Source organism: Sinorhizobium terangae, from assembly GCF_029714365.1.
GTDB lineage: Bacteria > Pseudomonadota > Alphaproteobacteria > Rhizobiales > Rhizobiaceae > Sinorhizobium > Sinorhizobium terangae.
Map to the genome: position 1 here is coordinate 3,607,057 of NZ_CP121659.1, position 20,444 is coordinate 3,627,500.

Below are 20,444 nucleotides of genomic sequence, written 5' to 3' on the forward strand. Positions count from 1 at the left end.
CGCCCGGAAATCAGCGGGATCGATACTAAAACTAGAGCTGGATGTGCGGGAGGAAAATCACGTCACACTTTTCCCGTACCGTTCCAGAGCCGCTCCATATCAGGGGAGGCGCGAAATATCCAGAACCGTCATGGAAATTCGACCGATCGCGGTCGGCGGCACGGAAGATCGCCGGCAGACTGCACGACCAATTGCAATCGCGCGGCGTGCACTTACATAGGCGTCAAGCAACCAGGCTCGCCTGCAGCGGCGCGCGTCTCGCAAAAATCGCTGCAGCACTCTAAAGTCGCTGCATGATTTTGCCCTTAAATCATCCCGATCAGGGCGATCGTGCAGTGGAGCCGCAACGCCCCCGAGGGCCCGATAGGTATCTTGATGAGTGAACACAATCCCTACGGAACGATGCATGCGACCACCATCATCACGGTGCGCAAGGATGGCAAGGTGGTGATGGCGGGCGACGGTCAGGTCAGTCTCGGCCAGACCGTCATGAAGAGCAACGCCCGCAAGGTCCGGCGCCTGTCGAAGGGCGACGTGATGGCCGGCTTTGCCGGTGCGACGGCGGATGCCTTCACGCTGCTCGAACGGCTCGAGGCCAAGCTCGAGCAATATCCCGACCAGCTCATGCGTGCCGCCGTCGAACTCGCCAAGGATTGGCGCACGAACAAATACCTGCGCAATCTCGAGGCGATGATGCTCGTCGCCGACAGATCCATTACGCTGGCAATCACCGGCAATGGCGACGTGCTCGAACCCGAACACGGCACGATCGCGATCGGCTCGGGCGGAAACTATGCCCTGGCGGCCGCGCGTGCGCTGATGGACAGCGACAAGTCCGCGGAAGAGATCGCTCGGCGCGCGCTCGAAATCGCGGGTGATATCTGCGTCTACACCAACCACAATCTCGTGGTGGAGACGCTGGATGCCGAATGACGGGATCGACGTCAGTTTCCTGTCCGTAGCCGACAGCCACCTGTCGATGCTGCATGGCTGGCTTTCAGAGCCGCATGTACGGCAGTGGTGGGGCGACCCGGACAAGGAACTGGAATCGATCCGCGATGGCTGCGCGAGCGGCGAAGTGGAGGGCTTCATTTTTCATGTCGACGGAAAGCCCGCCGGATACATTCAGTCCTGGACGCCGTCCCAGTATGACGAGCCCTGGGCGAAGGATCTGCCGTCCGACACGCCCGGCGTGGATATCTTCGTAGGCCCGCCTGAAATGACTGGAAAAGGCATCGCTGCCCTGGCGCTCAAGGCCTTTGCCGAAAGACTGTTCGAAAACGGCGCCGTCCGCATCGTGATCGACCCTGACGCCGGCAACCGCCGCGCGGTCCGGGCCTATTCGAAGGCAGGCTTCGTGCCCTTTGGCGAATGGATAGACGAGTCCGGCCGCACGCTCCTGATGGAGCTGACGCGCACGGAGTTTGAGAGGAATTCATGAGCAACTTTTCACCCAGAGAAATCGTGTCGGAGCTCGACCGCTACATCATCGGCCAGAAGGACGCGAAGCGCGCCGTTGCCATTGCCTTGCGCAACCGCTGGCGGCGCCAGCAGCTTGACGACGATCTGCGCGACGAGGTGATGCCGAAAAATATCCTGATGATCGGCCCGACCGGCGTCGGCAAGACGGAAATCTCCCGGCGGCTGGCGAAGCTTGCTGGCGCCCCCTTCGTCAAGGTCGAAGCCACCAAGTTCACCGAGGTCGGCTATGTCGGCCGTGACGTGGAGCAGATCGTTCGTGATCTCGTTGAGGTCGGCATCACATTGGTGCGGGAGAAGAAGCGCGCCGACGTCAAGGCGAAGGCCCATCAGAACGCCGAAGAACGTGTGCTCGATGCCCTGGTCGGCGCGACGGCCTCGCCCGCGACGCGCGATTCCTTCCGCAAGAAATTGCGCGCCAACGAGCTCGACGACAAGGAAATCGAGATCGATGTTGCCGAAACCGGCGCTCCGGGGGCCTTCGAGATTCCGGGCATGCCGGGCGCCAATATCGGTGTCCTCAATCTTTCCGAAATGTTCGGCAAGGCGCTCGGCGGCGGCAGGACCAAGAAGGTCAAGACGACCGTCAAGGCCTCCTATGAGCTGTTGATCAACGACGAGTCCGATAAGCTGCTCGACAACGAGCAGATCCAGCGTGAGGCCGTGTCGGCAGCCGAGAACGACGGCATCGTATTCCTCGACGAGATCGACAAGATCGCCGCCCGCGACGGCGGCATGGGTGCCGGCGTATCGCGAGAAGGCGTCCAGCGGGACCTGCTGCCGCTGGTCGAGGGCACGACGGTCGCGACGAAATACGGGCCGGTGAAGACGGATCACATCCTCTTTATCGCCTCCGGCGCATTCCACGTCTCCAAGCCGTCGGATCTGCTTCCGGAGCTGCAGGGCCGCCTGCCGATCCGCGTAGAGCTGCGCGCGCTTACCAAGGAGGATTTCCGCCGTATCCTGACCGAGACCGAGGCAAGCCTCATCCGCCAGTACAAGGCGCTTCTCGACACGGAGGAAGTAAAGCTCGATTTCACCGAGGATGCGATCGACGCACTCGCCGAGGTCGCGGTTCAGCTCAACACCAACGTCGAGAATATCGGTGCGCGCCGCCTGCAGACGGTGATGGAGCGGGTTCTCGACGACGTGTCCTTCAACGCGCCGGACCGTGGCGGCCAGACGGTGATGATCGATGCGGAATATGTCCGCGAGCACGTCGGCGATCTCGCCGCCAACACGGACCTGTCACGCTATATTTTGTGACCCGCTACAGCGCCGCGCATCCTGTCAGGGGCGCAAGGGATGCTGTGGCACTTTGAATCGCTGTGCCGGAGGGAAGCAAACTCCGGCACTCGCCGAATTGTGAGGCGCCCGTCCCTCGACAGGCGCATTTATTTTTTCTACAGCGGTCGGTGATCGATCGAAGGCCGGGCATTATTCCGACATGATCTTGCCGTAGGGGCCGCGCGCTCGAATGACCGGGGGTCCGGAGTTTCATAGGAAGAACAGATCGTGCGTCTCACCGCCTGCTTGCTCGTCATCGCCACGCTTTGCCTCTCCGCCGGTCCGGGAGCCGCGGCGGAAATGGTTCCCGCGGGCAACCGCCACGTCGAGCAGCCGAAGATACCGGGCGCCTCGGTTCGCCGCACGAAAGCGGGCCGAACCTCCTTCGATGCCAAATACGAGAAAGTGCGTGATCTGCTCGCCAGCGATCGCCAGCTCGTCGGCAAGATCAAGTCGGTCGCCGGCGCCTATGGCATCGCGCCGATCCACATGATCGGCGCCATCGTCGGCGAGCATACCTACAATGTCGATGCCTATGACCGGCTGCAATCCTATTATGTCAAGGCGGCCGCCTATGCCGGCAACAGCTTCCAGTTCGGCTATGACGGCGAGTCCGTTGACGAGTTCGTCGCGCGACCGCAGTTTTCCGCCTGCGCCGGCAAGGACAATTCCTATGCGCTGTGGAGTTGCCGCGAGCGCGTGTGGGAGAGCGAGTTCCGCGGCCGCTCGGTCGGCGGGCAATCCTTCCCGAACAACCGCTTCAGCGCCGTCTTCTTCCAGCCCTTTTTCGCTGGCCAGACATTCGGTCTCGGCCAGATCAATCCATTGACCGCCCTGATGCTGACGGACATGGTTTCGCGCGTTTCGGGCTACGAGCGCCTGGATGAGAACAACGCCGCGGGCGTTTATGAGGCGATCATGGATCCGGACGTCTCGCTCGCCTATATGGCGGCCTCGATCCGCCACTCGATCGATGCCTATCGCTCGATCGCCGGCATGGACATCTCCAACAATCCAGGTCTGACCGCGACGCTCTACAATGTCGGTAATCCGGATCAGCGCGCCGCGGCGCTCGCAGCGAAAAACCAGGGCGGCGAGGTCCATTGGCCGGAGGAGAATTATTACGGCTGGCTCGTCAACGACAAGCTCGCCGAACTGGAAGGCCTGCTTTGAGCCGAGTGAGGCTCGTCCGCTTCGCTCATTTGTGATTCACGTGAAGCATCTACCTCGATTGCGCCGTATATAATTGCAACGGTAGACGATCGAGAAAGGCCTCCATCATGGACACGCGACCGGAACCCTTCGAGCCGCCCGCGCCCGAACCCCGGGTCGGCATTCCCTCGCGGCTGCAGATCATCCGCACGGTCTTTCGCAATCCGCTGGAACTCTGGGGCGAGCCCTCCTACACGCTGCCCTGGATCGAGACGAAATTCATCAATCAGCGCACCCTGATCGTCAACGATCCCGGTCTCATCCGCCATGTGCTCGTCGAGAATGCCGGCAATTACGAGATGGCGGTCGTCCGGCAGCTGATCCTTCGCCCGATCCTTCGCGACGGCCTGCTGACGGCGGAAGGCGATATCTGGAAGCGGTGCCGCAAGGCGATGGCGCCGGTTTTCACGCCGCGGCACGCCAAGGGCTTTGCCGGCCAGATGCACCGCGTCTGCGAGGAATTCGTTGAGCGCTACGAGCGCGCCGGCGCAGAGCCATTGGTGACGAACGTTGCCGTCGACATGACTGAGCTCACCTTCGAGATCCTCGCCGAAACCCTCTTTTCCGGCGAGATCGCCGTCGAAAAGCAAGGCTTTGCGGGCAACGTCGAGGAGTTGCTGCACCGGATGGGCCGAGTCGATCCCGTGGATCTCCTGATGGCGCCGCCGTGGGTGCCGCGGCTGACCCGCATCGGCGGCAAGAAGGTCCTGAACCGGTTCCGGTCGATCGTTTCCGACACAATGGCGCAACGCCGGCGGCGGATGGCGGAGGAATCCGAACGCGTTCCGAACGATTTTCTGACGCTGTTGCTGCAGCTCGAAGGGCCCGAGGGTCTTTCGACGTCCGAGATCGAAGACAATATCCTGACTTTCATCGGCGCCGGGCATGAAACGACGGCGCGGGCGCTCGCCTGGACCCTCTACTGCATCGCCAATACGCCGGCCTATCGCGAGGTGATGGAGCGCGAGGTAGACGAGGTGGTGACAAGCGGCGCTGACCCCGTCGAATGGCTTGATCGCATGCCGCATGTGCTTGCCGCCTTCGAGGAGGCGTTGCGGCTCTATCCGCCCGCGCCGTCCATCAACCGCGCCGCAATCGAGCAAGATGAGTGGACATCGCCGGCCGGCGAATATGTCCGCATCGAAAAAGGCATAACGGTGCTAATCATGCCTTGGACGCTCCATCGGCACGCGCTCTATTGGCAGAAGCCGCGCGCGTTCATGCCGGAGCGCTTCCTCCCGGAGAACCGGGAGAAGATCAACCGGTTCCAGTATCTGCCCTTCGGTGCGGGCCCGCGCGTCTGCATCGGCGCGACCTTCGCCCTGCAGGAGGCGGTTATCGCGCTCGGCGTGTTGATGCACCGTTTCCGCTTCGATCTGACCGAGGCGACCCATCCCTGGCCGGTGCAGCGGCTGACGACGCAACCGAGGGGCGGCCTGCCGATGAAGGTGTCGCTGCGGGCTGAGTAGGTCCCTGAGTGGCCACCGTACCGTTGCAATCTGATTGGACGCCGCACCAACCAGACGCACAAAGGTCGCTCTCACGCGATGGTCTTTCCCGGAATTATGTCCTATCACCAGACGATCCTTCCACCTTCGGGACTCCTCCCGATCCTCAAAAACTGGACTGAGCAGAAAATTGACCTCGCATCTTCTTCTCGGCATCGACACCGGCGGAACCTATACCGACGCCGTTCTCTTCAGCGAAGCGGCGGGCGTCGTCGCCAAGGCCAAGGCGCTGACGACGCGCCATGATCTGGCGGTCGGCATCGCCGGAGCGGTGGAAGCCGTTCTCGAAAAGGCGAAGGTTCCTGTTTCGGCGATCAGCCTCGTTTCGCTCTCGACGACGCTCGCCACCAACGCACTGGTCGAGGGGCAGGGCGGCAGAGCGGGCCTGGTGATGATCGGCTTCGGTCCGGAGGATTTGAAGCGCGACGGCCTGCTTGAGGCATTGGGCTCCGATCCCGTGCTTTTCCTGCCCGGCGGGCACAATGTGCATGGCGGCGAGACGCCGCTCGACATGAGCGCGCTCGACGAGGCGCTGCCGACACTCGCAAACCAGGTATCGTCGTTCGCGATCGCCGGCTATTTCGCCGTGCGCAACCCGGCGCATGAAAAGCGCGTGCGCGAACGCATCCGCGAGGTTTCGCACCTGCCGGTAACATGCAGCCATGAGCTTTCGTCGAAGCTCGGCGGCCCGCGCCGCGCGCTGACGACACTTCTCAATGCCCGGCTGGTCTCGATGATCGATCGGCTGATCGGCTCCTGCGAGGATTTCCTCAAGGTCCGCGGCATTCACGTGCCGATGATGGTGGTGCGCGGCGATGGCGCATTGATCTCCGCAGCGGAAGCGCGGCTGAGACCGATCGAGACGATCCTTTCCGGGCCGGCTGCAAGCCTCGTCGGCGCCCGGCATCTGACCGGCCTCGAAAACGCGGTGGTCTCCGATATCGGCGGCACGACGACGGATGTTGCCGTGCTTGAGAAGGGCCGTCCGAGGCTCGACGCCGAAGGCGCCGTCGTCGGCGGCTTTCGCACCATGGTCGAGGCGGTCGCGATGCGCACCTATGGGCTCGGCGGCGATTCGGAAGTGCGCATCAACGATCGCGGCCTCAAGGCAAAGATCGATCTTGGTCCGCGCCGGTTCCTGCCGTTGAGCCTCGCGGCCGCTTTGCACGGCGACGCCGTGCTGTCCGTGCTCGAAAAGCAACTGCGCGCGACGCATGCGGGACGACACGACGGCCGCCTCGCCGTGCGGACCGGTCTGCCGGATCACGTCGCGAGCGGCCTTCAGCCGCAGGAACAGGCATTATACGCGCGGATCGGCCCGGTGCCGGTGGCGCTCGCGGACGTGCTCCTCAGCACGCCGCAGAAGGCGACGCTCGACCGCCTCGTGGCGCGAGGGCTGGTGCATATCTCAGGCATCACGCCGTCGGATGCGATGCATGTGCTCGGCAGGCAGGCGCAGTGGAATGCGGCGGCGGCCCGCCTCGGCCTGGAGATCGCCGCACGCATGAAGGATGGCTCCGGCCAGCCGATCGCCGCATCCGCCGAAGGACTGGCTGAGATGATCGTCGACCGGCTGACGCGGCAATCATCGGAAGTGATCCTGCAGGCCTGTCTCGGCGAGGATGGCGCCGGCACCATCGACCCCGCAACGTCACTCACCGTCGATCGTGCCCTGAAACGCGAACCCGGCATCGTCCGTTTTTCGCTCGGGCTTGATCGGCCTCTTGTCGGTCTCGGCGCTTCGGCGCCCGTTTATTACCCGGCTATCGCCGAGATGCTCGGTACGGATGCAGCGATACCGGCCGAGGCGGACGTGGCGAATGCCGTCGGAGCGGTGGTTGGGCAGGTCCGGGCCTCCGTCACCGTTTTCGTGACGACACCGGAAGAGGGTATCTTCATTGTCAACGGCGCCGGCGCGAGCGAACGCTTTCTCGATCAGGAGCAGGCTTTCGGCGTCGCCCGGCACCGCGCACAGTCCATGGCGCTCGAGACCGCCCGCGCGAATGGCGCCGAGGAACCGGCGGCGACGATGTGGGAAGAGATCGACGCGCCGGAGATCGAGGGCGGCCGCAAGTTGATCGAGGCGCGGTTCATCGCTTCGGCCAGCGGCCGGCCGCGTATCGCGCATCACTAATGCATGTCGATCTTTTCCGTTTTGGAAAGAATTCTTCACATCCTTGCGGAATTGACAGGCAAAGGATTGATGAGAGACTGTCCGCGCGCGTGAGCGGGTCAGCGCGCTTCCCCATCCGCGTCCCGCCCTACTTATCGGAATACCGAAACAGAGATTTCAGGAGTTGTCGCATGGACCGCGTTGAGAAGTTTGGGTTGAAGATCAATGCAGGTCTCCATGATTTCCTGGTTGAGGAGGCGATGCCGGGCACCGGCGTCGACCCCGAGCGGTTCTTTTCCGCTTTCGCTGATCTCGTCCACGATCTCGCGCCGAAGAATCGGGCGCTTCTTGCCAAGCGAGACGAGATGCAGGCGCAGCTCGATGCCTGGTATCGCGACAACGGCCCGCCCGTCGATCTCGACGTCTACGAGGCCTTTCTGAGGCAGATCGGCTACCTTCTGCCGGAAGGCCCAGCCTTCTCCGTCTCCACCGCGAATGTCGATCCCGAGATCGCGACGATCGCCGGCCCACAGCTCGTCGTGCCGGTGATGAACGCGCGTTATGCGCTGAACGCCGCCAATGCCCGCTGGGGCTCGCTCTATGACGCGCTCTATGGCACCGACGCAATTCCCGACGCCGACGGCGCGGAGCGGGGCAAGACCTACAATCCGAAGCGCGGCGCCAAGGTCATCGCCTGGGCCCGGGACTTTCTGGATGCAAGCGCGCCGCTCGCCAAGGGTCGCTGGAGCGATGTGGCAGGGTTGAGGGTCGAAGCTTCTGCGCTTGCGATCGCGCTTGCGGACGGCACCAAGACGGCGCTCGCGGATCCGTCCCGCTTCGCCGGTTATTCCGGTCCTGCCGAAGCGCCATCGGAAATCGTTCTGCGCCAAAACAATCTTCATATCGTCGTAGTCCTCGATGCGACGACGCCGATCGGCAAGGGTGATCCGGCTAACGTGTCGGACATCATCATCGAATCGGCGATCACGACGATCATGGACTGCGAGGATTCCGTCGCTGCTGTCGATGCCGAAGACAAGGTCGTCGTCTACCGCAACTGGCTGGGTCTGATGAAGGGCGACCTCGAGGAAGAGGTTTCCAAGGGCGGCAGGACATTCACCCGCAAGCTCAATGCCGATCGGGTTTACACGACGCCGAACGGAACGGCGCTGACGCTGCCCGGACGCTCGCTGATGCTGGTGCGCAATGTCGGCCACCTGATGACCAACCCGGCGATACTCGACCGCGACGACCGCGAGATCCCGGAAGGCATCATGGACGCGATGGTCACGGCCCTGATCGCGCTTCACGACATCGGATCCAACGGCCGCCGGGCGAATTCGCGCGCGGGTTCGATGTACGTCGTCAAGCCCAAGATGCATGGGCCGGAAGAGGTTGCCTTTGCCTGCGAGATTTTCGCACGCGTCGAGGCGGCGCTTGGAATGCCGGCAAACACCATGAAGATGGGCATCATGGACGAGGAGCGGCGCACCACTGTCAACCTGAAGGAATGTATCCGCGCCGCCCGCGAGCGCGTCGTCTTCATCAACACCGGCTTCCTCGACCGCACCGGCGATGAGATCCACACCTCGATGGAAGCCGGCCCGATGATTCGCAAGGGCGACATGAAGCAGGCGGCGTGGATCACGGCCTATGAGAACTGGAACGTCGACATCGGCCTCGAGTGCGGGCTTTCCGGCCACGCGCAGATCGGCAAGGGCATGTGGGCGATGCCGGACCTTATGGCGGCGATGCTCGAACAGAAGATTGCCCATCCGAGGGCGGGCGCGAACACCGCCTGGGTTCCGTCGCCGACGGCCGCGACCCTGCATGCGACGCACTATCACCGCATCAACGTCGCGGAAGTTCAGGAGGGCCTGAAGAACCGGCCGCGTGCCAAGCTCGGCGACATCCTCTCGGTGCCGGTGGCGGCGCGGCCGAACTGGACCGAGGCCGAAATCCAGCGAGAGCTCGACAACAATGCCCAAGGGATTCTCGGCTATGTCGTGCGCTGGGTCGACCAGGGCGTCGGCTGCTCCAAGGTGCCGGACATCAACAATATCGGCCTGATGGAAGATCGCGCGACGCTGCGCATTTCGGCGCAGCACATGGCGAATTGGCTGCATCACGGCATTGTCAGCGAGATGCAGATCGTCGAAACGATGAAGCGAATGGCGGCGGTCGTCGACCAGCAGAACGCGGAAGATCCGAACTATACGACGATGGCCGACCGCTTCGACGAATCGGTCGCCTTCCAGGCCGCATTGGACCTCGTCCTCAAGGGACGCGAACAGCCGAACGGCTACACCGAGCCGGTCCTGCATCGCCGTCGTCTGGAGTTGAAGGCGAAGCTGGGGGCATAAGCAGCCCCTCATCCCGCTGCCGCGACCTTCTCCCCGCAGGCGGGAGAAGGGACGATGCCGCACCGCCTCAGTCTCCTCTCTCCGCGTGCGGGGGAGGGCTATGGTGAGGGGCGAGCAACGGCGCCGCTGACACACTAAATTGGCTGGAAAATAAACAAGGCCGCCGGCATCGACCGACGGCTCTCTCATTATCAAAACCCGGCAGCGTTACTGCTGAACGACCACCCTTGCGCCCTTGCCCGGCCGGACACGCGAATAGAGATCGATGATGTCCTGGTTCATCAGGCGGATGCAGCCCGACGACGCGGCAGTGCCGATCGAGGCCCATTCCGGCGTGCCATGCAGGCGGAAGAGCGTGTCCTTGCCCTCGTCATTGAAAAGGTAGAGAGCTCGCGCGCCGAGTGGATTGCTGATGCCGGGGCCCATGCCGTCTTCGACATATTTGGCGACTTCCGGCTTACGCTCGGCCATTTCCTTCGGCGGATGCCAGGTCGGCCATTCCTGCTTCCAGGCGACATAGGCCTCGCCTTCCCAGGCGAACCCGGCCTTGCCGACGCCGATGCCGTAACGTACGGCCTTACCGCCCGGCAGGACATAGTAGAGGAAGCGATTCGGCGTGTTGACGATGATCGTGCCCGGTCGCTCCTTCGTCGCGTAGTCGACGATCTGGCGGTGGAAACGCTGGTCGACCCGGTTGATCGGAATAGCAGGCAGCGCGTAGCCGTGGTCCTCGACGGCGCCGTATGTGCCGGTAAAGATCTGATTCGTCGCGATTTTCTGACCCTCGGGAGCCGGGCCGGTCGTGGACGTCGTTTGCGAGCAGCCGGCGAGGGCAACAGTGGCGGCCAGGCTGCACAAGAGGATAGCGTTGCGGAAGCGCATGGGGGTCTCGTGAAAGGAAGTAAGGGAATACGGGAGGGAGGATGCCCGGCCGTCAGCGTCATCAGCTTATTTTCGATTGCATCGCGCCGCGCAAGGGACTGCGCCGCCGCAATTTGGCCGAAAAGTGTAAATTCCGTCACGATTGCTTTTTTGCAACAAAATGGCGAAGTGGAAGGTGTTGAAACGACGCAATTCCGGACGGAAACCGCTTCACGCCTCTGCTGGAATTGTTTTAGTCCGAGAGTGAACCGATGACGATTCTATCGATCCATGGAGACAATCCGCTCTCCGACGGACGTCAGTCCGAACGGGCGATGAAGGTGCGCCGCGGCGTTCAGCGGCTGCTTGCGGAATTTCGGCATTCCGTCCTGCCCGAACTGACGCTCGCAAGCGGCAGGCGCGCCGACCTCATTTCGCTTTCGGCAAAGGGCGAGATCTGGATCATCGAGATCAAGACGTCGATCGAGGATTTTCGCGTAGATCGCAAATGGCCCGAGTACCGGCTGCATTGCGACCGACTGTTTTTCGCGACCCACGCGGCCGTGCCGCTGGACATCTTTCCGGAAGAATGCGGCCTGCTGCTTTCCGACGGCTACGGGGCGCACATGCTGCGAGAGGCACCGGAACATCGCCTCGCGCCGGCAACGCGCAAGTCCGTCGTTCAATCATTCGCCCGGACAGCCGCCCAGCGACTGATGCTTGCTGAGTGGGCAGCGGAGCGAAACGGGGAACTCGGTGACTCGATTCGCGATATCGTGGCCGGCACGCGCGACGGTTAGGCAGCCGCGTGCGCCTTCACTTCAAAAACAGCTGATATCGGATTATTTCGGGGCGCGCTTCGCCAGAATGCGCTGCAGCGTTCTGCGGTGCATGTTGAGTCGGCGGGCGGTTTCCGAAACGTTGCGGTCGCACATCTCGTAGACGCGCTGGATGTGTTCCCAGCGGACCCGGTCCGCGGACATCGGATTTTCCGGCGGCTCCACCCTCTCGCCCTGGCGCTGGACGAGCGCGGCGAAGATGTCGTCGGCATCGGCCGGCTTTGCGAGGTAGTCGACGGCGCCGAGTTTGACCGCATTCACGGCGGTGGCGATGTTGCCGTAGCCGGTCAGCATGATCATTCGCGTGTCGTCCCGGCGCCCGCGGATCGCTTCGATCACGTCGAGGCCGCTGCCGTCGCCGAGCCGGAGATCAATGACGGCGTGCTTCGGCGGATTGCCCTTGGCCTTGGCGATGCCTTCGGCGACCGACTCGGCAATATCGACCGTGAAGCCCCGCGCTTCCATCGCCCGCGCAAGACGGCGCAGGAACGGACCGTCGTCATCGACGATCAGCAGCGTCCTGTCCGGGCCGATCAGGTCGGCATCCGAAGACTGTGCACTCGGCGCGGTTGTCGATTTTTCCGTCATTTCTTCCGATCCCTAGGCAAAACACGGCCCGAACAATGCCGTTTTCGCTGAAATTATGTGGGTTTTCTCGCTGTCGTCTTCAATAAACTGCCAAAAGTCATTTCGCCAGTTTCGTATCCATCAGCGCGCGCGGCCATTCGACGCTGACACGCGCACCCGGACTGCCGTTCTCGAAGCGCAGTCGAGCGCCCGAGCGCTCAAGCAAGGTCTTGGCAATGAAGAGGCCGAGACCCAGGCCGCCGGCGCTGTCGTCCTTCTGCCGTTTGGTGACATAAGGCTCGCCGATGCGCATGAGGATATCCGGCGAGAAACCATCGCCATCATCCTCGATCGTCACCCTGACGCGTTCGGCCGTATGCTCGGCCGTGACCGTCACCTTCTTGCGCGCGTAATCGACCGCGTTTTCGAGCAGATTGCCGAGCCCGTAGAGGATCCCGGCATTGCGGATGCCGACCGGTTCCGAAGCGCGATCGCCTTTTTCCTTGAGCTCGATCTCGATCCCGAATTCGCGATGCGGCGCCATCACCTCCTCGATCAGCGAGGAAAGCGGCAGGAGCCGCATATGCTCTTCGCTCTCGGACGAAAGCGTCGTGAGCCGCTTCAGGATATCGCGGCAGCGTTCGCTCTGGCTGCGCAAGAGGTGGACGTCCTCGCCGAAGCGGGGATCGTCGCCGAGCTCGCGCTCCATCTCCTTGGCGACGACGCTGATGGTGGCGAGTGGCGTTCCGAGTTCGTGCGCCGCGGCGGCGGCGAGGCCGTCGAGTTGCGACAGGTGTTTTTCGCGCTGAAGCACGAGCTCGGTTGCGGTTAGCGCTTCCGAAAGCTCGCTTGCCTCCAGCGAAACCCGGTAAGTGTAGAAAGCGGCAAACGCCGTCATCGAAACGATCGCGAACCAGATACCGGCCGTCAGCACCCGCGGGATCAGGAGAACGGTTCCGGGATACCAGGGCAGCGGGTAGGGCGAGAAGGCAAGTGCGGTAACCCCGATGACCGCAAAGCCCGCCAGCACGATGCTGTGCGGCTTCGGCTGCGAGGCTGAGGAGATGATGACCGGCACGCAAAGGAGCGGCGCGAAGGGATTGGCGAGGCCTCCGGTGATGAAGAGCAGTGCCGTCAACTGCGCGAGATCAAGGCCGAGCAGCGCGAAGGCAGCCGGCGGTGTCAGCCGGTGTGTCGGTGGAAATCGGATCGTCAGGAGGGTGTTCAGCAGCGCAAGGCTCGCGATCAGCGCCAGGCAGGGAACGAGCGGCAAGGGAAACTGCAGCCACACCGCGGTAATGATGACCGCAAGCGACTGGCCGCCCACGGCCAGCCAACGCAGACGAACGAGCGTCTGAAGCCTGAGGCTGCGGTTGCTGTTCATGTCATTGTAGTCGAGTGCCATCGCTGCTGCCATGCTGCCGCTTTCGTTCCACCGCTGCGTCCGCCGGATTTGGGAGTCGCAGCACCCCTATAATGCCCCAAACTCATCTGATCCGGGAATTATACAGTGGTTTCATGTACCACGCGGCTTGGCGCGTGTCGTCGGCATCGCGTTCGCCGGGTCCTCCGGCCAGGGATGCTTCGGATAGCGCCCGCGCATGTCGGCTCTCACGTCCCGCCACGATCCGGCCCAGAAGCCCGGCAGATCGCGGGTCGTCTGGATCGGGCGGTGGCCGGGCGATATGAGTTCCAGGAGCAGCGGCAGCCGCCCATTGCCGATCGTTGGATGCTCTTTCAGACCGAAAAGCTCCTGTACGCGGATCGAAAGCAGGGGCTCGTCGCCATCATAGTGGATCGAATGGCGGTGCCCGGTCGGCGCTTCGAAATGCGTCGGGGCGAGCTTACCGAGATCGCGCTGAAGATCGTAAGGAACGAGCGACAGCAGGCCTTCGGCGAGATCATGGGCCCTGATCCCGTCGATGCTGCCGGCGTCATGCTGAAACGGCACGAACCAGTCGTCGAGGCGCGACAGCAACGCTTCATCCGAGACGTCCGGCCAGGGTTCGCCGATCGACCTATGGAGAAAGCCGATGCGATCGCGCAATTGTGCCGTTTCCTTCGAGAAGGGCAGGACGGCAAGGCCCAACTGACGAACGCCGTCGGCGAGCGCGCGCGCCGCCGCTTCGCCGCTCGGGCGTGAAAGCGGCGTTTCCTCGAAGATGATGGCGCCGAGGCGGGTGACCCGGCGGGCGCGCACCTGGTGGCTCGCACGATCGAAGAAGATCTGCTCCTCCCGCCGGATTGCCTCCGGCATATGTGCCTCGACATCCGCCCTGGTGATTTCTGCTGCCGCGAGCACGCGCTGGGCGCCAGCCCGTCCGGTCAGATCGGCAATGACCAGCATTCCCGCTGCGGCAAGTCGCTCGGTTTCCGGTACTTCGGCGCCGCGTCCGTTCGCCATGACGAAGCGCCCGCGGCCGCCGCGCTGGAGCGCGATCCGGTCAGGAAAGGCGTGCATCAGCAATGGACCGGGCAGCGCGCTTTGGCCATTGCTCATCTGCGCCTTGAGGTCGGCCGCCATGCGCCTTGCCAGCCCCCGAGCGGCATCGGCGCGATCGCCGCGGTCCGCCCGGAACCGGCGCAGCCGCTCCTCGAGATCGAGGCTGCTGCCGCCGAGGCCTTGCTCGGTCAGCATCACCGCCAGCAGGCAGGCTTCCTGCGCCTCGCCCTCTTCCGCCGCCGAGACCGCCATTGCCGCCAGCCGGACCGGCAAAGCGAGATCGCGTATCCTGCGCCCGCGCGGTGTCAGCGCACCGTTGGCATCGAGCGCTCCAAGCTCGACGAGCAGGCTGCGCGCCTCACGCAACGTCGTCTCGGGCGGCGGATCGATGAAGGCGAGCGAGGATGGATCGGCAACGCCCCAGTGGGCGAGGTCGAGCAGAAGGCCGGAAAGATCGCTCGCGAGGATCTGCGGCGGCGTGAAGGCGACAAGCGCTGCGGTCTGGCCCGGGTGCCACAGGCGAATTGCAATCCCGGGCTCGGTTCGTCCGGCGCGCCCAGCGCGCTGATCGGCGGATGCCCGCGATACGCGCACCGTCTCCAACCGGGTGATCCCCGTCGAGGCTTCGAACACCGGCAGTCGCTGCAGACCGCTGTCGACGACGATCCTGACGCCGTCGATGGTGATCGAGGTCTCGGCGATCGACGTCGCCAGCACGATCTTGCGCGTGCCGGCGGGTGCCGGGCGGATGGCCGCATCCTGCTCCTTCTGGCTCAGATTGCCGTAGAGCGGCACGACCGCGGTTTTCTCATCAAAACGCCCGGCGAGACGCTCGGCGGTGCGGGTGATCTCCCCCTGGCCTGGAAGGAAGGCGAGGATCGAACCCGCTTCGGATCGGTGGGCGTCCACGATCGCCCGCGCAACCGCATTCTCGGCGCTCTCGCCAGCGTTCCTCTCCTCGTAGCGAATATCGATCGGAAAGCTGCGGCCCTGGCTTTCGATGACGGGAGCATCGCCAAGCAGCCTGGCGACCCGCCCGACGTCGAGCGTTGCCGACATGACGACGATCTTCAGGTCGTCGCGCAAAGCCGACTGCACATCGAGCGCCAGCGCCAGACCGAAATCGGCGTCGAGCGAGCGCTCGTGGAATTCATCGAAGAGCACGGCCGAAACGCCGGAAAGTTCGGGGTCGTCGAGGATCATCCGGCTGAAGACGCCCTCGGTCACCACCTCGATTCGCGTCCGCGCCGAGATTCTGTTGTCGAGCCGCATGCGGTAGCCGACGGTCTCACCGACCTTTTCTTCGAGCAGCTCGGCCATCCGTCCGGCGGCGGCACGGGCGGCGAGTCTGCGTGGCTCCAGGAGGATCACCTTGCCGCCGTTGAGCCAGGGCTGGTCCAGAAGAAAGAGCGGCACAAGCGTCGTCTTGCCGGCGCCGGGCGGCGCCGAGAGCACGACGGACGGCGCCTCTTTGAGCACCTCGCCCACACGGGGCAGAATGTCACGAACCGGCAGTGGCGGAAGATCGCGCATCAGGCCTCTGCCTCGCTGCCGATCTCGATCACTCTGCCGCCGGCCGCTTCCGCGTCCGCGCCGTCATGGGTGACGAGAATGATCGGCACGCCTGCCGCCTTCGCCTTCGAGAAGACCAGCGCGCGGGTCTGCTGCCTGAGTGCCGCGTCGAGTTTCGAAAAAGGTTCGTCGAGAAGGAGGTAACGCGGTGCCGAAACGAGCGTACGCTGCAGCGCCACGCGCGCCTTCTGGCCGCCGGAGAGCGTTTCCGGATCGCGATCGAAGAAGCCGGCGAGCCCGACCTGCTCCAATGCCCGCTCGGCGAGCTGTCGTCTCATCTTATGTCCTTTCACCGCCTGCGGTATCGCGAACAGGATATTGCCGCCGACGGAGAGATGCGGAAAAAGCAGGGGGTCCTGAAACAGGATGCCGGCGCGGCGCTTATTTGCCGGGACATCGGTCAGGTCTCTGTCACCGATCAGAATTCGGCCGCTGACACGGAAGGCCGGATCGACAAACCCGCCGGCAAAGGCGAGCAGTGTCGACTTGCCGGAGCCGGACGGGCCCATGACGGTCAGAACCTCGCCGGGCATCACCGTCGCCGATACGGACAGCAACGTTCGCTCCGCGAGCCGAATCGTCACATCCGCCAGCGTGAGCGGCATCGGGTCGTCAACTGCCTGCATTCACATCCTCATTGCGCGACGGTTGCGGAATAGCAACTGGGGCCCAAGCGACGCAACGACAAATGCGAGAAAGGGAAGAGCCGCCTGGACGAGCGCATAGACACCGATGACGCGCCGGTCGCCGCCGGCCGAAAGAGCAACCGCCTCGGTGGTGATCGTTGTCAGCCGTCCTGCTCCGATCAGCAGCGTCGGAAGGTAGAGGCTCACCGACACCGAAAACCCGACGGCAAAGGCGGTGAGGCAGGCTCGAAACAGAAGCGGCAGCCGGACCGTCACGAGCACCCGCAGGGGCGGTTTCCCGAGCCCGGCCGCTACCTGTTCGAAACGTGGATCGAGTTCGCGCCAGGGTGCCGACAGCGAGAGGAGGACATAGGGCAGGACGAACAGCAAATGGACCGCCAGCACGCTTGGGAAAGCGGGTGTGAAGCCGATCGAGACCGCCAGGACCTGCAGGCCGAAGACAAAACTGATCTCGGGTACGATGAGCGGCAGGTAAAGAAGCTTGTAGCTTGCACCGTTGCCGCCCTGGCCGTCTCGATGAAGCAATGAAATCGCGATAAGCAATGCCAGCGCCGAGGCGGAAAGGGCGAGGGCGACAGTCGTGAGCAGCGGCTCAGAGATCTGTGGCAACGTGCGCAGCCAGATCTTGGCGGTTATCATTCCGGGCAGTGCTTTTGGAAACGGCCAGAGACCGGCGACGGACCAAATGAAGAGGGCGCCCAGTCCCGAAAATATGATGGCGGCGCAGCCCGCCATGGCCAATCCCGATGTTGCCCGGGGCAGCATGTCTTTCCGCAGTCGCGTACCCGCGAACGTCAGGAAGGTTAGCGCGAGCTTTCCGAGCCGTTCGAGCGCGAGCCAGATTCCGATCGCCGCAAAGACGACGAAGAGTTGCAACAATGCGCCGGCGGAGGCAAGAAATCGCATCCTGAGGTCGTGATCGGCCGCCCAATGAGCAATGCGCACAGGCAGCGTCGCCGGCAGCTGCGGACCAAGGATCATCGCGATATCGACAACGGAGACGGAATAGACAAGCACAGCAAAGACAGGCAGTCGGATCTGTCTGTAGAGCGTCGGCCAGAGGCTGATCAGAAAGCCGGACAAACGTCCGTAGCCAAGTGCCGCCATCAGCTGCCTTGCCCTGCGCAGCGGAAGTTGTGGCAAGCCAGCGAGCGTCACCAGGAAGAGGAAGGGCACTTCCTTTGTGACAAGCCCCGCGATCATCGAGAGCGCGAGGGGGTCGTTCGGCAGAAGCCAGTCCGGCGGCCGCGTGAAGCCGGTCAGCTCCGGCGAGACCAGTCGGAGAAGCAGCCCGGAAGGCGCGATGAGGAAGGCGAGAGCAAAGGCCGCGGCGGCGTGTGGAACGGCAAGCAGCGGCGAAACGAGATGATGGATGCGGGCAAAAATCGGCGTGCCGGCAAAGCCTGCAGTGAAGGTTCCGACGATTGCGAGCGCCGCAAAGGTGGTGATCAGGCCCGCCGCCAGGGCGATAAGGACGGAACGAAGGATGTGGGGCTGGCCAGCAAGCTCGGCGAGATACACCGTCGTCGGGCGAAAGCCGCCGAGAGCAGGCAGGTAGCCGAATGCCGGCAGGATCGTTCCCGCGACCCCCGCCAGCACCGGGAGTCCAAGGATGATGACAAGAAGGCCGTTGCCGGCGGTCACGTACGTGACCCCTCGGTCTTGATCCAGCCGCCTAGTTCGCTGCCCCATATCGCCGGGTCCATTCCGCCTCAATTCGCGTCATCCAGTCCGGATGCGGCTCGCCGAGCGCAGGTCCAAGTTGGTCGGGGCCGAGCGTCGCGGCGCCGAGATCGAGTGCCCTGAAGGCTTGCCGCTCGGCGGCCGGAAGCTTTGCCAGCGACAGGACGGTCGGGTCGCCCCAGATTTTCGGGTCCTGCTTGCGCAGCTGGGCCTCGGGTGAGAGCAGGAAATTGGCGAAGAGCAGCGCGCCCGCTTTCGCCGAGGCGTTGTAGGGGATCGCGACGAAATGCGTGTTGCCGAGCGTGCCGCCCGAAAAGACGAAGGATCGCACGCTGTCCGGCAGTTCTCCATTGGCAATCGCCGCCGACGCTTCCGCCGGATTGAAGGCGAAAATGATGTCGAGCTCGCCGTCGGCGAACTTCTGTTTCATGTCAGGGTAGTTCTGCGGATAGGCCTTGCCCTTGCGCCAGAGCAGCGGCGTGAGCTTGTCGAGATAGGCAAAGAGCGGAGCGGCATCCCCGGCAAAGGTCGCCTCGTCAACGGGCTTTTGCAGCTTGGCCTTGTCGTCGATCAGCTCGGTCAGCACCTGCTTGAGGAACGACGAGCCGGTGAAGTCCGGTGGCTGCGGATAGGAGAAACGGCCGGGATTGGCCTTGGCCCACTCGAGCAGTTCAGCGGCCGAATCGGGCAGTTCGCCGCTCGGGGTGCGCGCCGAATCGTAGAAGAAAACGAGCTTGGCGCTGCCCCAGGGGCTTTCCAGTCCCTCGGTCGCTATCGTGAAATCGGTGAGAACCGTCGCTTTGCTCTCATGATCGACATAGGCCCAATTCGGCAGTTTCGTCGCCCAATCGGGAGAAAAAAGCAGGCCCTCGCGTTTCATCGCCGCGAAGTTTTCGCCGTTGATCCAGACGAGATCGACAGCGCCGCCATGGTCCTTTCCAGCGGCCTTTTCCGCGACGACGGTCGCGACCGCCTTTGCGGTGTCGTCGAGTTTCACATGGACGACGGAGACGCCGTAGCGCGCTTTCATTTCGTCGCCGGCCCATTTGATATAGGCGTTGATGTTTTCTGCGCCGCCCCAGGCATTGAAATAGACGGTCTGGCCCTTGGCCTCCGCGACGACCGAATTCCAGTCGCTGACGTCGATCGCGGACGCTTCGCTGGCGAGACCGAGCGCCAGGGTTGCGGCCGTGATGAACTGTCTTGCCCGCCCGATCATGAGCCGCTCCGTCTCGCTTCTGCATGTTTCCTTAAATCGTAGCCGATTTAGGGATAAAAACATGCAGGAATTCAAAGTGCTGCAGCGTCCGTTGCGCGTCTGATAAGACGCGCGGCGCTGTAGGTGTCGGGCGAAGGTAAGCCGCATGCCGTCCGCGTCAATGCGCGCCAGCGGGCGGCGCTCTCACGATTCGGTGAAACCGGTCGCCGGATGCCGGATGCGGAAAGGCCTGGCCGCCTTGCGTCGATCAGGCCATGTCACGCTGCGCTTCGAAGGCAAGCACCGCGCCTGCCAGATCTTCCAATGCGGCGCCGACCGACTTGAACAGCGTGATTTCCTCGGCCTTCGTGCGGCCGGGATGTGCGCCGCGGGCCAGCTCGAAGAGATCGGCGCAGATCGCATCCTTGCTGATTACGCCCGAGCGGATCGGCTGGACGATATCGCCGCCTTCGCTGAGCGCCCCTTCGCGTGTGTCGACGAAGATCCTGGAGCGCTCGGCGGCACGGTCGTCCGACTCGCGCATGGTCGGCTTGAAGGCGCCGATGAGGTCGAGATGCGCACCCGGTTTCAGCCAATCGCCGCGGATCAGCGGTTCGGAGGAAAGCGTCGCGCAGGAGATGATGTCTGCCTCGCGCGCCGCCGCTTCGAGAT

At 63.5% G+C, this 20,444-nt stretch carries 16 protein-coding genes (1 of these 16 running past the window's edge); 8 read left to right on the forward strand and 8 right to left on the reverse strand.

Annotation, left to right across the window (positions count from 1 at the left end; translation table 11 throughout):
• The first annotated feature begins 375 nt into the window (after positions 1–375).
• From hslV to QA637_RS17015, 7 genes are all read left to right on the forward strand, one after another.
• Positions 376–933 (forward strand): ATP-dependent protease subunit HslV, encoded by a 558-nt coding sequence (gene hslV, locus QA637_RS16985; RefSeq protein WP_153440555.1) that lies wholly within the window; start codon positions 376–378, stop codon positions 931–933.
• Positions 923–1,441, forward strand: coding sequence for a GNAT family N-acetyltransferase (locus QA637_RS16990; protein WP_153440554.1), 519 nt, complete (start codon positions 923–925; stop codon positions 1,439–1,441). The genes hslV and QA637_RS16990 overlap by 11 nt, the downstream gene beginning before the upstream one ends.
• Positions 1,438–2,745: an ATP-dependent protease ATPase subunit HslU gene (gene hslU / locus QA637_RS16995; RefSeq protein WP_153440553.1), complete on the forward strand. Its 1,308-nt coding sequence runs from the start codon at positions 1,438–1,440 to the stop codon at positions 2,743–2,745. The genes QA637_RS16990 and hslU overlap by 4 nt, the downstream gene beginning before the upstream one ends.
• 249 nt (positions 2,746–2,994) lie before the next feature.
• Positions 2,995–3,939 (forward strand): DUF1402 family protein, encoded by a 945-nt coding sequence (locus QA637_RS17000; RefSeq protein ID WP_283062418.1) that lies wholly within the window; start codon positions 2,995–2,997, stop codon positions 3,937–3,939.
• Positions 3,940–4,046: 107 nt separating this feature from the next.
• A complete protein-coding gene (locus QA637_RS17005) occupies positions 4,047–5,447 on the forward strand; it encodes a cytochrome P450 (RefSeq protein WP_153440552.1) in 1,401 nt (466 codons plus the stop codon).
• A gap of 169 nt (positions 5,448–5,616) precedes the next feature.
• Positions 5,617–7,620 (forward strand): hydantoinase/oxoprolinase family protein, encoded by a 2,004-nt coding sequence (locus tag QA637_RS17010; RefSeq protein ID WP_283062420.1) that lies wholly within the window; start codon positions 5,617–5,619, stop codon positions 7,618–7,620.
• 170 nt (positions 7,621–7,790) lie between these two features.
• Positions 7,791–9,962 carry a malate synthase G gene (locus QA637_RS17015; RefSeq protein WP_153440550.1) on the forward strand — a complete coding sequence of 724 codons (2,172 nt, stop codon included), beginning with the start codon at positions 7,791–7,793 and terminating at the stop codon, positions 9,960–9,962.
• 207 nt (positions 9,963–10,169) lie between these two features.
• Here the strand turns inward: QA637_RS17015 and QA637_RS17020 are convergent, their stop codons facing one another.
• A complete protein-coding gene (locus QA637_RS17020) occupies positions 10,170–10,844 on the reverse strand; it encodes a L,D-transpeptidase (protein WP_153440549.1) in 675 nt (224 codons plus the stop codon).
• 251 nt (positions 10,845–11,095) lie between these two features.
• Here QA637_RS17020 and QA637_RS17025 point away from each other — a divergent pair, with 251 nt between their 5' ends.
• A complete protein-coding gene (locus QA637_RS17025; protein ID WP_153440548.1) occupies positions 11,096–11,623 on the forward strand; it encodes an MmcB family DNA repair protein in 528 nt (175 codons plus the stop codon).
• Positions 11,624–11,665: 42 nt separating this feature from the next.
• Here QA637_RS17025 and QA637_RS17030 read toward each other — a convergent pair whose 3' ends face one another.
• From QA637_RS17030 to lhpI, 7 genes are all read right to left on the reverse strand, one after another.
• Positions 11,666–12,250, reverse strand: a complete 585-nt coding sequence (locus tag QA637_RS17030) for an ActR/PrrA/RegA family redox response regulator transcription factor (RefSeq protein WP_153440547.1) — start codon at positions 12,248–12,250, stop codon at positions 11,666–11,668.
• 97 nt (positions 12,251–12,347) lie between these two features.
• Complete coding sequence (locus tag QA637_RS17035; protein WP_153440546.1) at positions 12,348–13,646, reverse strand: ActS/PrrB/RegB family redox-sensitive histidine kinase; 1,299 nt, start codon at positions 13,644–13,646, stop codon at positions 12,348–12,350.
• A 99-nt stretch (positions 13,647–13,745) separates the two neighbouring features.
• Positions 13,746–16,205 carry an ATP-dependent helicase HrpB gene (gene hrpB, locus QA637_RS17040; protein ID WP_153440545.1) on the reverse strand — a complete coding sequence of 820 codons (2,460 nt, stop codon included), beginning with the start codon at positions 16,203–16,205 and terminating at the stop codon, positions 13,746–13,748.
• A complete protein-coding gene (locus QA637_RS17045; protein ID WP_283062423.1) occupies positions 16,205–16,870 on the reverse strand; it encodes an ATP-binding cassette domain-containing protein in 666 nt (221 codons plus the stop codon). The genes hrpB and QA637_RS17045 overlap by 1 nt, the downstream gene beginning before the upstream one ends.
• Complete coding sequence (locus QA637_RS17050; RefSeq protein WP_153440543.1) at positions 16,871–18,583, reverse strand: ABC transporter permease; 1,713 nt, start codon at positions 18,581–18,583, stop codon at positions 16,871–16,873.
• Positions 18,567–19,793 carry an ABC transporter substrate-binding protein gene (locus QA637_RS17055; RefSeq protein ID WP_153440542.1) on the reverse strand — a complete coding sequence of 409 codons (1,227 nt, stop codon included), beginning with the start codon at positions 19,791–19,793 and terminating at the stop codon, positions 18,567–18,569. The genes QA637_RS17050 and QA637_RS17055 overlap by 17 nt, the downstream gene beginning before the upstream one ends.
• Before the next feature lie 247 nt (positions 19,794–20,040).
• Positions 20,041–20,444, reverse strand: the end of a protein-coding gene (lhpI, locus tag QA637_RS17060) for a bifunctional Delta(1)-pyrroline-2-carboxylate/Delta(1)-piperideine-2-carboxylate reductase (RefSeq protein ID WP_153440541.1). 544 nt of this gene lie beyond the right edge of the window; the window shows 404 of its 948 coding nt (coding positions 545–948); its start codon lies off the right edge, out of view; its stop codon occupies positions 20,041–20,043.

Bases quoted from the DNA above. Each gene is read 5' to 3' on its own strand.
- QA637_RS17050 (WP_153440543.1), bottom strand. From the start codon at position 18,583: ATGGGGCAGCGAACTAGGCGGCTGGATCAAGACCGAGGGGTCACGTAC.
- QA637_RS17035 (WP_153440546.1), bottom strand. From the start codon at position 13,646: ATGGCAGCAGCGATGGCACTCGACTACAATGACATGAACAGCAACCGC.
- hrpB (WP_153440545.1), bottom strand. From the start codon at position 16,205: ATGCGCGATCTTCCGCCACTGCCGGTTCGTGACATTCTGCCCCGTGTG.
- QA637_RS17005 (WP_153440552.1), top strand. From the start codon at position 4,047: ATGGACACGCGACCGGAACCCTTCGAGCCGCCCGCGCCCGAACCCCGG.
- hslU (WP_153440553.1), top strand. From the start codon at position 1,438: ATGAGCAACTTTTCACCCAGAGAAATCGTGTCGGAGCTCGACCGCTAC.
- QA637_RS17045 (WP_283062423.1), bottom strand. From the start codon at position 16,870: ATGCAGGCAGTTGACGACCCGATGCCGCTCACGCTGGCGGATGTGACG.
- QA637_RS17055 (WP_153440542.1), bottom strand. From the start codon at position 19,793: ATGATCGGGCGGGCAAGACAGTTCATCACGGCCGCAACCCTGGCGCTC.
- QA637_RS17020 (WP_153440549.1), bottom strand. From the start codon at position 10,844: ATGCGCTTCCGCAACGCTATCCTCTTGTGCAGCCTGGCCGCCACTGTT.
- QA637_RS17025 (WP_153440548.1), top strand. From the start codon at position 11,096: ATGACGATTCTATCGATCCATGGAGACAATCCGCTCTCCGACGGACGT.
- QA637_RS16990 (WP_153440554.1), top strand. From the start codon at position 923: ATGCCGAATGACGGGATCGACGTCAGTTTCCTGTCCGTAGCCGACAGC.
- QA637_RS17015 (WP_153440550.1), top strand. From the start codon at position 7,791: ATGGACCGCGTTGAGAAGTTTGGGTTGAAGATCAATGCAGGTCTCCAT.
- hslV (WP_153440555.1), top strand. From the start codon at position 376: ATGAGTGAACACAATCCCTACGGAACGATGCATGCGACCACCATCATC.
- QA637_RS17030 (WP_153440547.1), bottom strand. From the start codon at position 12,250: ATGACGGAAAAATCGACAACCGCGCCGAGTGCACAGTCTTCGGATGCC.